Source organism: Pseudoalteromonas sp. AWH4_217, from assembly GCF_056161105.1.
On the sequence record NZ_JBSWYM010000032.1, the window covers coordinates 1 to 12,120 of the forward strand.

Genomic DNA, 12,120 nt, shown 5'->3' on the forward strand with positions numbered 1-12,120 from the left:
TGAAGCCCCGGTTGAGGTGCAAGCTGAAGAAGCACCTGCTGCTGAAGCCCCGGTTGAGGTGCAAGCTGAAGAAACGCCTGCTACTGAAGCCGCGGTTGAGGTGCAAGCTGAAGAAGCACCTGCTGCTGAAGCCCCGGTTGAGGTGCAAGCTGAAGAAACGCCTGCTACTGAAGCCCCTGCTGAAGCTGAAGAAGCACCGATTGCTGAACAAGCTGCAGCGCAGACAGTATCAGTCCGCTCTCGTTATCAATACGTCGCCGAAGCACCTATGACAAAAGCGACAGCTGATGATAGTGCCGATACCACCATTTCAGTAACTGCCATGCCTGACTCTATGCGCGAAAAGGTAAGTGACAGCGGCCAGGGCTCTGGCTCTAAGTCTCCTACAGCACGCGCAAGCTCAGCAATGGCATCACCAGCCAGCTATGAATAAGCGCTAAGCTACACGATAAAAAAGGGTCGCCTGTGCGGCCCTTTTTAATGCCTTGAGATCTGAACAGCCAAGTAGATATGTGATTTCTAAATCGCGATGAAGCCAAGCAGCCGAGACTATAAGCCCGAACAATCGAATTATGGCACCTCAATTAAGATATCTCGTGAAGATCCGGCACACATAAAGACAAACCGCACTAAACGACAAAAAGCCAAGAGCTTAGGCTGTATCCAAGTAAGAACAGGCCAACTCACTCAGAAACCAACATCTGAACACCATAGTCACTGCATCGGATAGGAGGCGTAGTTGACATCAGAAGTGGCAGTATTTTACCAATTGGAATAGCTTGACACAGCTAGATTCAAAGGGGTCATATAGATAAATAAGTGATATTTACACTTTGATGAAAAGAAAATACCAGAGTCATTAATTCTGGTACTTCGTTTTTTGAGTTAAATATACAGTTTTTCAGTCGCCAACACTTTTTTCAGATAGCGACGAGTTTCATTGTAAGGTAACCCCTGCTGCAACGCTTCCAGTACACGCTCGGGAGACAGCGAGTTAATAACTCTCGCTGCCCGCTTAATATTGCGCGAGCCATCCGCATTAAATACACTGGCGACATTGCCTGCCCCCGTGTTGTAAGCTGCAATCATGCAATACTTACGGCTTAATGGGTCCTTGATCGCGCTAAGATAACGGTCATTGAGAAGGTGTAAGTAAGCCGTTCCAGCTTCGATGTTATTATCCACCACATAGAGATAAGGCGGGCTCATTGGTTCATCCAGTTTGTACAAGTAGCGATTGACGTCTACGCCGGCGCTGGTTGGTACTATCTGCATTAGACCAAATGCCGGAATATGCGATTTCGCCAGAGGATTAAAGTGGCTTTCTGTGTGCATGACAGCCAGCACCAGGCTGGTATCGATTTCAAAACGTTCGCTTTGCTTTGCAATTTGACCTTGATACTCTGAAGCACGTTTTTGTGCCAGGCCATTTTTCGGCATTTTGATCCGTACCTGAGTCACTTGCTGCGGCTCAGTCTTAGAGATCTGTCTAACAGATTTTGTCAGATTTTTGATACGCTTAGTGGCAAGTTCATCAAGTTCAGCTTTCTTTGTTGCCAACTCATTATTTGCGGCTTCCAGCAACTGCGGCTCAGACTGCAATGCCAGTGCTGCATCGGCCTGTTGCTCCGCTAACTTTTTCTGTTCCTGTGTTTGTTGCTTGATCTGTGCTTTGGCGGCGATGATAGACTTTACACGTAGTCCATTATCTATCGCAACCTGCTCTCTGTAAGTCTCGCCATCGGTTAACGATTCACCACTGAGAAATGATTGGAAGAGCACCCCTTCAGATTGGCGAAACCTTTCTATGGCTTGCGAAATTTCTTGCTCTGATACATGGGTGCCGGCATGATGGCGCACACTGAGAACAATTTCATCATTCTCAAAGTCAACTTCTAACCTTTCCCGGTTGTCGTCAGAGTAGCTGACAAACTGGCTCTGGTTTGAAACTTTCGCCTCTCCCCACTGCTGGATCAGTATGTCACGAAACGCATCAAACTCTGCAAAATGTTTTTCTACGTAGTCATTAAACTCTTGCAAATGCTGCGCTTTATAGCGTTCAAATTCCGTTTGCTCCTGGGCGTTGTTATCATAGGTTTGCATTGCCGCTTCCAGTTCATTAAATAAACTAGATGTACTGGCGAGAGCAGCAGCGGCAGCAAACTGAGATGCAATCGTCAATGCAAGTATGTTTTTCACAGCCCACTCCTTCAATGAACAGCGCACCCGTTGGTGCGCTCGCTATTAGTTTGTCAATCTGGCGATTTCTTTTTCCAGGTCTTTTTCGGCTTTAAATGCTTTGAACTCTTGATACAAGAATTGTTCATCCTGTGGATTAATCTGTTGCTTGCTTTCTTTTATCAGGTCTTTAAACAGGCTTTTAGTTAGCGCCGGCGATAACGTCGTAAGTGCACAAAAATAATCTTTGCCGCCAATCTCCACAACATCAGCTTTAATAACGCGTGAACCGTTTAAAGTCTGCTTAGTCAGTTGTTTGGACACAGAGCTAAAGGTTGCCCCAACAGTCGTCTCTTCATTAGCATCAGTACGATTAGAGAAAGTTTTATCTAATCCTTCGATGCGTGTCTCAATTTGCTGGGCTAAAGCAAGCCTTGCGTTAGCAACAGCCATTTTCTGGTCAATAGAGATATTGCCAGAAAACTTCACGCAATCCGCAGCAGCGATGCCGTTTTCAACAGCTGGATTCAATACCCAGTCTGGTATATTTATCTTCGACTCAGAAGCTGTTTTTTCTCCAGTGGAGCTACAGGCTGTTAACATCCCAGCAACGAGCATAGTAGTAATAAGCGGTTTGATCTTCATGATATTGTCCTTCGAGCTATTGATTGCCTAAGCGATGATTTAAATTTAACAAAAGCCTGACTGCTTTACAGTAATAAATTGTAAGAACGATTTCTTACAATATTCAGCTTCAAAAAAAGCAAAATAATCTTTAAGTTAGTGCAAATATATCCAACTTATTTGGTATAGTCACCGTAAACTTTATCACAAGCAAAGGAAGCGTAATGCTATCTCTTCTTCGTACTCTGCATTATCGAGCTTGGTTAACCGTGACCCTGATAGTGGTTCTGACAGGATGTAATTCAACACCCGCCAACAAAAATGCAATACTACTCGCTCAAAACGGTCACTATGAGCAAGCCAAAACAACAATTGAAACGACCTACTCTGCAACAGGTAAAAACAAGCTGTTACGCTATCTTGAATTAGGCACATTGTATCACCTGGAGCAACAGTATGAGTTGAGCAATGATAACCTCGACACTGCCAAAGAAATCATCGAAGAACAATATACTGTTAGCGTGTCAGAGCAAGCCTTGGCGCTACTTAGCGGACCAACTTACACCACGTTTTCAGGCAAAGCATTCCATCGCCCGATGATCAATGTATTTAAAGCGCTAAACTACAACGCTCTGGCAAACCAGCATCCAACTCAGAGACAATATTATTTGGATGCTGCTTTGGTTGAAATGCGCCAGCTTGATACCTATTTATCGACATTAACCGACGAAACGGGTGGTTATGATGGCAAGCCAAGCGGTGACGGGCTCACCGACAGTGTTATGCGTATTTTGCAGCCGCTCCTGGCACCGAACGACTTACTAAAAAATATTGACTATAAAGATGATGCATTTGCTCATTACATCAGTGGTATTCTGTATGAAAGCAGTAACGAGTTAGATGCTGCCCGCATCCAGTATCAAAGAGCTGCCACAGCCTTTGAGCAAGGTTTTGCTAAGCAGTATGACTTAAACAGTACCGTCACACAGCAAGCTTATTCTGATTTGGCTCGAGTCATGCGCAAGGCAGGTGGTTATGGCAATGAACTTAGCGCACTTGAAGAGAAGTGGGGACATAGCATTAGCAAGACAAAGCACGCAGGCCCTCTTCTAACAGTGGTGCAAAATGCTGGGATTGGTCCACAGCGCAAAGAGTTTAATTTGTTATTAAAAGCAGATCACAATGCCAAGGCACTGGTCGTGACGCCAATACTCTGGGGGACGCCTGCTGAGCGACGAGCTCAAATGTGGTGGTTCCAGATGCTATATGCAGATACCAGCTTGTTCGACATGATGCAAAATTATGCTACCGGTGACCTGGGTGATGTTGCGATGGGTGCGCTGACTAAGCGTTTGCCTTTGGGTGACTCTCTTTGGAAAAGTGCCAAGACTGCAGGACTGATTGATGCACTGGAACACGGCAGCCGCATTGCGGTGACATATTTGGAGCCATTTGAACAAAAAATCGAGAAGACCGAGCTTTGGCTTGGCGGCAAAAAAGTAACAGAGCTGGATAACTATCACTCTGTAAGCCTGCTGACCTTACAAAGCGCACTTAAAAATGCCAACACTGAGATGCAAATAGCACTGACTCGAGAGGTTGTTAAAGCCATGACGGCGCATAAGGCAATTCAGAGTACCGGTCTGCAGGCATTTGATGGCTTTGCCAAGTTAGCAACCAGTGTTGTCAATGCTGTTACAGCAGGGGCTGATTTACGTCAATGGCAGTCGCTTCCATCACACATCAAACTGGCACAAGTTCCTGTCTCACAAGGTACGGTGAATATTACGCTCAAAACTAAACTGCGTTCAGGCAAAATCATAGAGCAATCTGACACAATAGAAATCAACGAAAATATGACGCTGTGGCATACGCGCACTTTCATTGAAAGTGCTAAATCTGCGGCACCATCAACTCTGTTTACAATGGAATAATTGTTATGAACTGTAAAACCACACTTTTAAAGCTAGCTCCTTTGGTTGTTGCATGTAGCTTAGCCATCACTGGCTGCTCTTCAACTAAAGTACAAAGAGTAGATGCAAATCAAGAGGTTGCCCTTTCTGACAAGTGGAACGGCAAGGACTCGCAATTGGTTGCAGAAGCTATGATCAACGATATGTTGAGCTTTCCATGGGTTAACGATCACTTACAAAAGGAAGGGGCTCGTCCTGCTATTATAATTCAGTCAGTACGCAATAAATCGCATCAGCATATTGCAGTTGATACCTTTTTAAATGATTTAAAACGTTCAATTTTACGGAGCGGCCAGGCGGACTTTGTAGCAAACAAAGATGTTCGCCAGGAGATCCGAGACGAAAGGAAAGACCAGGAGCTCAATGCCAGCCTTGAGACGCAAAATGAAATGGGTCAGGAGCAAGGCGCAGATTACGCTCTGTCAGGCACTATCAACTCTTTTGTCGACCAGCAAGGCGGCGATCGCGTGACTTTCTATCAGGTCGACCTGAGATTGATCGATATGACCACAAACCGTGAGGTATGGAATGGACAGAAGAAAATTCAGAAGCTTCAGGAGCGCTCACGCTTTGGCTTCTAAACCACTGCTCGCAACCCTGCTAGCAACAGCAATTATCAGTGGCTGTGGAGCAAATAATGCTAACCAGCCCCCTGTTGACACAAAGCCAGCATGGATCACCTCCATGCCAAGCTCAAGCTATATGCTCTACGGTGTCGGGAACGCGCAAAACACGGGCGATTTGCAGCAGGCAAAACTGGCGGCGCAGGAGGCAGCCCGACTGGCTTTGGCAAAACAGCTTAATGTCACAATTTCTGCCACTACGCGCATCGAGCAGTCAGCAACTGAGAAGTCAATGCAGTTTCATGTGGATGAACTGATCAATTCGAAGGTGCCGGATATTCATTTGCAAGGTGTTAAAATTGAGGATGAATATGTCAGTGCAGATAGACAAACCGTTTTTGCGTTAGCCGCCTTTAACCGCACAGAAGCAGCTATGCAAACAGAGTTAACGATTCGTGCGTTTGATGAAGACATTGCACAGTTCAGGTTGGCAGCCACAGGAAGTAAATCTCAACAGCTGAAACAGGCTGCCGCGCTTAAAGAGCTGTTGGTCAAGCGCAACAAGCAAAACCGTTTCCTGACGCAGCTCCAAGCCGCACCTCTTGCTTTGCCTGAAGCGGTTCGAGCCAAACAAGCTGAGGCGGATGCAATCATTAACGACATCAGCTTTAGCATTGAGGGAGATAGCAAGGCACATCGCAAGGTTCGCGATATTTTGGCAAAAGCACTGAGTTCACAGGGAATAAAAGTGACCACAGGTGATGCCGACTTTGCTCTCAAATTTACTGTAGACTGGCAAGATATGGAAAAAACCGGCACCTTCTACAGCGTAGCAGAGAGCTATCTGGTAGTGCTGGAAGACGGTGAAGAGCAGGCACACTTTAATACTAAAGTAAAAGCGGCTTCAAGCTATAAAGAGACCGCCAAAAGCAATGCAATGACCAAACTAGCTGGCAAGTTAGGTACTCAACTGGCACAGTTTGTTGTCACTGGTAAATCCTAAGTTGGACAAGTCTTAACTTGATCTGTCAGATTTGACTAATAAAGTTTAATCAAATCTGACAGTCTCGTATGTGCCATTACCCGCCACTCAACTCTCCTGCTCTTTCCTGCTGGAAATGCCTTGCCTTTCAATTGCTACTATCACAGCTAGCCATTTTCAGGCCTTTTTTGGGATGAAAAACAACCGAACCAGAAACGGTGTTAATTAACACTGACTCTTTATTAATCTTCCACGATGTACTTGGTGCCCCTGGCAATCGGTAAAAAGGCTTTATGTTGTAGCCCGCATCAGTATGTTCAAGTCTATAAATCAAGCCGTTATTTAAGAGCATGTGCGCTAGTCCGGTAATGACATAAGCGTATTCACCCAGAACATATATATCTTCAATGTTCTCGTTTAATAAAGTCTCAGTTGTTTCATTGTCAGTAAAAACTACAAGCTCACCGCCCCATTCACCTCGTTTGTCACCAGTCAGCCACTTTCCACCAAATCTAACGGCAAGTGAAGGCACTACAAAACTCATTGGAGAGGCGCAGTAATCGCTATATGCTTTGCTGATACACATTGGATTTTTATATTGGAAGGACTCTAACTTTTTCTCTCGTCCTCCGTATTGCTTTACTTCAACAGGCTCAGAAACCATTGCATAATCAGTCTTATCGCAAGTATGGTTTTCTTCTCTCAAATGCTGATAGTCTAGAAATTCAGAAGCAAATTTATCAGGATGATATTTAGATTCGAGCGCTTTGTGGGCTTGCATTGAAGCAACTGTTTTTTGAGCGTACTCTCTTAGCGGTTTGTACCAGTGTGTTTTGGCTACTCTCTTAATGTAAGGAATTGTGGCGTGATCTGCCAATAAATGAAGCGCTTTAATCGCTGCATAAGCCTGCTGCCAGTCCACTTCATTGGATATACGTTGCAATAATTCTGGAATAGCCTGGTGATAGCCGATATATCCCAACGTAACTGATGAATGAATCCTATCTTCCCATGATTCAGAGTTAAGATATGCCATTATATCACCACCAACGCTATTAGCAGCTTGTCCCATCTCAGACAAATCTCTAAAAACCATCAGGTTCGGATCAAAACCAGAAGGTCCTGCTTTTTCTCGGTTTAGTTTTCTAACCAATAATCTAGCCCCTAATGGGCTTTTCATGTTCTGGAGAGACATTAAAGCAGCGTCAGAAAATTCAATATTCTTTTCAGCATATTGGTGTATCTGATTAGCTATTTGCGGGTTTCCTGTAATGTAGCCAATGATTGATAGTGCGGTGCGCCTGGCATGTAAGTCTACCTTTTCATTCGTTGCCAGGCTAAATAACTGCATGGCGGATTTATCGTCTGAAATTTTTGTCCAATGTTGGTAATTGTAGAAGACTTCTCTGAATCCTTTAAACTCCTCTTCAGAGCAGGAATCAAAACAACGAAGGCCTTCAATTAAATATGGAATGCCGCCTAACCCGAACCTGTTGAAGGCAGTACCGATTTGGTTAGATGCAGTTTGAACTCTTTTTAATTCAGAAACTAGATATCTGCCAGCTTCATCCCCTCTAACATATCCAAGCGCCCCATATGACCAACCTCCACTCCCATCAAGCTCAATATTGTTCTGGATTACACGCCGAATAACTGCAAAGTCATTTGCATTTAAATCTTTGATATCCCCTATCAAACTATCAGCAACCTTACGGCGATTAGGATCATCTTCAGCAGTGAGTTTAGCTAGCGGTAATAACGCTTCTCGGCCAAAAGATTTAAGCTTGTCTCTTACACTATCATCGACTGTACCGGATCCCCATGCCTTCTCTTGAGTTTCTGGTATCAGTGCAATACATTCATCTACAGAATTACATTCTTCTGCATACGCAGTATGAATGCTCACTGTCACATTCAGCATCAAAAAGATTACAAGCCAACTCCATTTCATCTGAATATTTTCCTAATTCATTGGTTAATGATTGTTTCCAAAAAATAATATCATTTGATTTGTCTTCAATCTATGCCACTCAGAGCGGAGCCAACTTATAGCTTTCAGATGATTTGAAATGTGAAGCCAGTTTTGTTTATCGTTCGTATGGGACCAGTTTATTGATGATAAACCTTTGGTAGACGGCTATTTTTCACTTTTTATTGCCTGTCAGGTGAAGTTTAAACCTGTCCATCTAAGCAGCAAGATAAGATATGAGCTGCGACACCTTAATACCAATTTGCTTAATTAAGTATTCTATTTTGAGGCAAGAAAATATCGTCGATAACACCGTTAGCGGCATATTTGCTCCTTCAAATTGAAGAAGTATTCAGTGGAATTGGTATAATTATATCAATCTCTATTTACTGCATGTTAAAAAGGGCTAACACGAGTTAGCCCTTCTCTGTTTACTCACTTTCTTGCTGATAGAACTTTTCCAGCTGATCTTTGAGGTTCGGCGGCACGCCTTTAATCGTCAAAGTATCACTTTGCGGATCATACAATACTCGCTCGCCAAGATGTTTGCGCTCAAACCCGACGCTCACACCACCACCCAGGCCGGAGAATTTAACCATAGTGGTGACGGTTTTTTTATCTAGCGGAAAAGACTCTTCCAGTTCATAGCCCTGCTGCTTATAAAAGTCTTCAAACTGAACATCCGAAGACTTAGACACTGTATCTGACAAAGATTCGACATCTGCATCTTCGCCACTATTGATACAGTCATTACAATAATCAAACACCTCTTTGCGGATCGCGTCCTTCTCTTCTTTGCCAAATTGTTGCTCAGCAAGGTAATCTTCTACCGCATGTAGCATAGTTTGCGACTGCTGTTTAGGGTCAATACCTTCAGCGCAGCCCAGAAAATCAAGAAAGAAATCTGCTACTTTTCTGCCCGCACGACCTTTAATGAACGAGATATAACGATTTTCATCCGCTTGCGTATCCCAGGCGGTTAGGTCTATACGTGCGGCCAGCTGCATACGCGAAATATCTAAATGCCGCGATGCCGCCAGGTCCAGTTCAGACGTAATCGAGTAATGCTCTTTGATATTGATCATCGCTATCAGTAAGTAATCGCTCGCAACATACTGATAGTGACAAAACACCAGATAGCCAGTCTCATTGAACGCATATTTGTTCAACTCTTCTTTCAACACTTCAGTTGCTTGCTGCGTCAAATGCCAAAAAGCCAGCTCGTTATTGCGATAGCTTTGCATTGCCGACGCAACACGGCTGTCTTTATCAGGATCAAAAGCACAAAAGCCTTTCCCAGGCTTGCCATTATATGCATGGTGGAGTTGCTCAATGAATACTGCTACGCGATCACTGATCTGCATCTCATCTTCACGCAAATGAATTTGTGTTTCTTCGTCTTGCTTGTCGACATAGTGTACAACAAGCTTGTTCACCTCAATGCTCATCTTTGTTTTTAACGCCTCTGGTGTTAGAATAGAGAGAATTATAACTCTTTTTATTTGAACCAACCGATGCCTATCCAGTCAAAATATTCCAACCAACAAGTAGAACAAATTGTCGACCAACTGTTAAATGTACTGACAGAGAATCAGGCAACCGTCGATTTAAGCTTAATGTGTTTAGGAAATTCTATCACGCACATCATTAAAGAGCATGTGCCAGAACAGAAAAGACAGGCGGTTGCTGAAAATTTTGCCAAGGCGTTGACCCAGTCGGTAAAGTAACTGAATGAACCTTTCTTCGCACAGCCCTTTTTCGTCAAAGGCCAGTCAGCTATTAAGCTGGGGGCACTGGTTTACCTTTGCAAACATTGGTTTAGTTTTACTCATTACCTTAAGCTACCTGGCCGCAGACAAAGCGCCTTCGACGGCACTGGGCTGGCTGTATATGTTGGTCACCTGGCTCAGCCACACCAGTTTCATCACCTTTTGTGTTTTTGTGCTGAGCATATTCCCGCTCAGCCTGGTTTTCCCTTACCCAAGACACATTCGGGGTATGGCAGCCTGTATTGCAACACTCGGGATCTCGGTCCTGTGCATTGATGCATTTGTCTATTTCCAGCTGGGTTATCACTTAAACCTTCAAGCACTACCCGAGATACTCTCACTTATCTGGAAAACCATCAGTGGCTCTCCGGCCATCAACAGCCTGATAGTGCTGGCCATTATAGCCTCGATTCTGAGTTTTGAGCTTATCGTCGGCAATCATGCCTGGCGTCATCTGGAACGTTTGAAAGGCTACTCCTTCCCCAAGTTAGCCAGCTCTATTTTGGTAACCTGCTTTGCAACCAGCCACATTATGCACATCTGGGCGGACGCGAATAGTTACTTTGACATTACAATGCAAGACAATGTACTGCCATTATCCTACCCAACAACGGCTAAGACGCTGCTTGCAAGGCATGAGTTACTCGATATGCAAGAATACAAGCAGGCCAGATCGCTCAATGTCGGGCCCAATGAAGTGACTTATCATCCACCAACTACATTGGATGTTTGCCCTACGCAAAGCACGCCTGTCAACCTTGTGATTGCGAAAGCACTGAATGTGCACACTGAAAAGTTATTGGCGCATCCAGCCTGGTACCATTCAGATCAATTACTCGCGCCTACAAACATTGACGATTTCAGATTCAACTTAATCTATGGTCTACCCGCATACTATAAAAAGCCGCTTGTGACTAACCAGCTGTCTCCGGCCTGGTCTTCGCGCCTCACCTTGTCTGTGACGGGAATATCCCAATTCGATTATATTGATATGGTTGCTGATGCAAACATTGCCGTGTCTTACGCAGGTGAAGGCTTTACATTGCCAGAAGATGCACCTGCCACAATAGTCATTGTCGAGCCTGTTAGCTCTGATATTGTTACAACAACACGGTTTATTACCAATATACCCGCTTTTTTCGGACACTCAGAGTTGATTCAAGTGAGTGACGTGATGACCACATTAGTCGCAGAACACTTTCGATGTGGCGCACTCGCAGCAGCCAGTATGTTAGGCAATAATGTTGCTACAGATACCCTGAATGAAGGTGTAAACTACTCTCGCGGCGTGCTCATTGCCTACAAGAAGGACCGCATCACCCTCATCGCTCAGGATGGCAGCTACAAGCAGATATCTGCCAAAGAAGGGTTCACTTTAGATCAAAAGCTAGACGTCCCCTTTTTAATTCAGAGTATTAAGCGGCTTAAACAGTTCAACCAGACGCCGGCAGGAAACTAACGCGGCGTCAATTAGAACACTTGCGATATTGAGCAATTTTACTATCTTGAAATAAACACAGGTTTCAGGGAAGCTTTCGCTATGAGGATACTGATAATCTTGCCTTGGCTATTATTGCCAATGATAAGCTCTGCAAAAACAACGTTCAGCTACTATAAATGTGTCACAGGGGAAACGACTGTGTACAGTCAGCATCCGTGTGCAGCCAACGCGACACAACATACTGTAAGCCACTCTAATCCTAAAGCTCCCGCCCCTGATGGCCAATACACAAAGACACTCAATAATATTGAGCGCCAACAGCTTGTTCTCAGATTAAAGAAAACACTAAGGGCAAAAAAGCAACAAGCCGCAGTGTTAGGAAGAAAAAGAGATGAAGCAACCCGGGACGAGCAGCGACGCATTTCGCGCATGATGGAAAAAAGTGAACGCGCCAAAACACTCAAAGATGTAAAGCGTAATATAAAGTCTATAAATACTGCGTATCTCAAAGAAGTTAAAATTCTAAATAAAGAGATTGCACGACTGGAAAAGCGCCTTAAACATTTAGAATAACCCTTTATATTATAAGCTCGGGTAAACTACTACCACCGACATTCGGAC

Annotated in this window: 10 protein-coding genes and 1 pseudogene; 7 read left to right on the top strand and 4 right to left on the bottom strand. The window is 44.3% G+C overall.

The features are described 5' to 3' along the window. Positions 1–433: pseudogene (locus ACXAH1_RS23300) on the top strand (ribonuclease E); the annotation flags it as partial. 452 nt (positions 434–885) lie between these two features. On the opposite strand, the gene ACXAH1_RS23305 reads toward ACXAH1_RS23300, so the two are convergent. Together ACXAH1_RS23305 and ACXAH1_RS23310 are read right to left on the bottom strand one after the other, a co-directional pair. Beyond that, on the bottom strand, positions 886–2,199 hold the full coding sequence (locus ACXAH1_RS23305; protein ID WP_475200003.1) for a transglycosylase SLT domain-containing protein: 1,314 nt from the start codon (positions 2,197–2,199) through the stop codon (positions 886–888). Between the two features lie 45 nt (positions 2,200–2,244). After that, complete coding sequence (locus ACXAH1_RS23310; RefSeq protein ID WP_253044238.1) at positions 2,245–2,823, bottom strand: LPP20 family lipoprotein; 579 nt, start codon at positions 2,821–2,823, stop codon at positions 2,245–2,247. 203 nt (positions 2,824–3,026) lie between these two features. Here ACXAH1_RS23310 and ACXAH1_RS23315 point away from each other — a divergent pair, with 203 nt between their 5' ends. Genes ACXAH1_RS23315 through ACXAH1_RS23325 form a run of 3 tightly spaced genes read left to right on the top strand, consistent with a single transcriptional unit; the run spans position 3,027 to position 6,341 of the window. Next, positions 3,027–4,736 carry a COG3014 family protein gene (locus tag ACXAH1_RS23315; protein WP_475200005.1) on the top strand — a complete coding sequence of 570 codons (1,710 nt, stop codon included), beginning with the start codon at positions 3,027–3,029 and terminating at the stop codon, positions 4,734–4,736. Positions 4,737–4,741: 5 nt separating this feature from the next. Then, positions 4,742–5,356: a penicillin-binding protein activator LpoB gene (locus ACXAH1_RS23320; RefSeq protein ID WP_253044233.1), complete on the top strand. Its 615-nt coding sequence runs from the start codon at positions 4,742–4,744 to the stop codon at positions 5,354–5,356. Then, positions 5,346–6,341, top strand: a complete 996-nt coding sequence (locus ACXAH1_RS23325; RefSeq protein ID WP_475200008.1) for a hypothetical protein — start codon at positions 5,346–5,348, stop codon at positions 6,339–6,341. The genes ACXAH1_RS23320 and ACXAH1_RS23325 overlap by 11 nt, the downstream gene beginning before the upstream one ends. Before the next feature lie 127 nt (positions 6,342–6,468). On the opposite strand, the gene ACXAH1_RS23330 is transcribed toward ACXAH1_RS23325, so the two are convergent. Together ACXAH1_RS23330 and yejK are read right to left on the bottom strand one after the other, a co-directional pair. Beyond that, entirely contained in the window at positions 6,469–8,271 is a 1,803-nt protein-coding gene (locus ACXAH1_RS23330) for a HEAT repeat domain-containing protein (RefSeq protein WP_475200010.1), read from the bottom strand. Positions 8,272–8,720: 449 nt separating this feature from the next. Beyond that, complete coding sequence (gene yejK / locus ACXAH1_RS23335; protein ID WP_475200011.1) at positions 8,721–9,737, bottom strand: nucleoid-associated protein YejK; 1,017 nt, start codon at positions 9,735–9,737, stop codon at positions 8,721–8,723. Between the two features lie 66 nt (positions 9,738–9,803). Between yejK and ACXAH1_RS23340 the strand changes: the two genes are divergently transcribed. From ACXAH1_RS23340 to ACXAH1_RS23350, 3 genes are all read left to right on the top strand, one after another. Beyond that, positions 9,804–10,016, top strand: coding sequence for a YejL family protein (locus tag ACXAH1_RS23340; RefSeq protein ID WP_054013983.1), 213 nt, complete (start codon positions 9,804–9,806; stop codon positions 10,014–10,016). Between the two features lie 4 nt (positions 10,017–10,020). Further along, a complete protein-coding gene (locus ACXAH1_RS23345; RefSeq protein ID WP_475200013.1) occupies positions 10,021–11,517 on the top strand; it encodes a DUF3413 domain-containing protein in 1,497 nt (498 codons plus the stop codon). A 180-nt stretch (positions 11,518–11,697) separates the two neighbouring features. After that, positions 11,698–12,072, top strand: a complete 375-nt coding sequence (locus ACXAH1_RS23350) for a DUF4124 domain-containing protein (RefSeq protein WP_475200014.1) — start codon at positions 11,698–11,700, stop codon at positions 12,070–12,072. Positions 12,073–12,120: the final 48 nt, after the last annotated feature.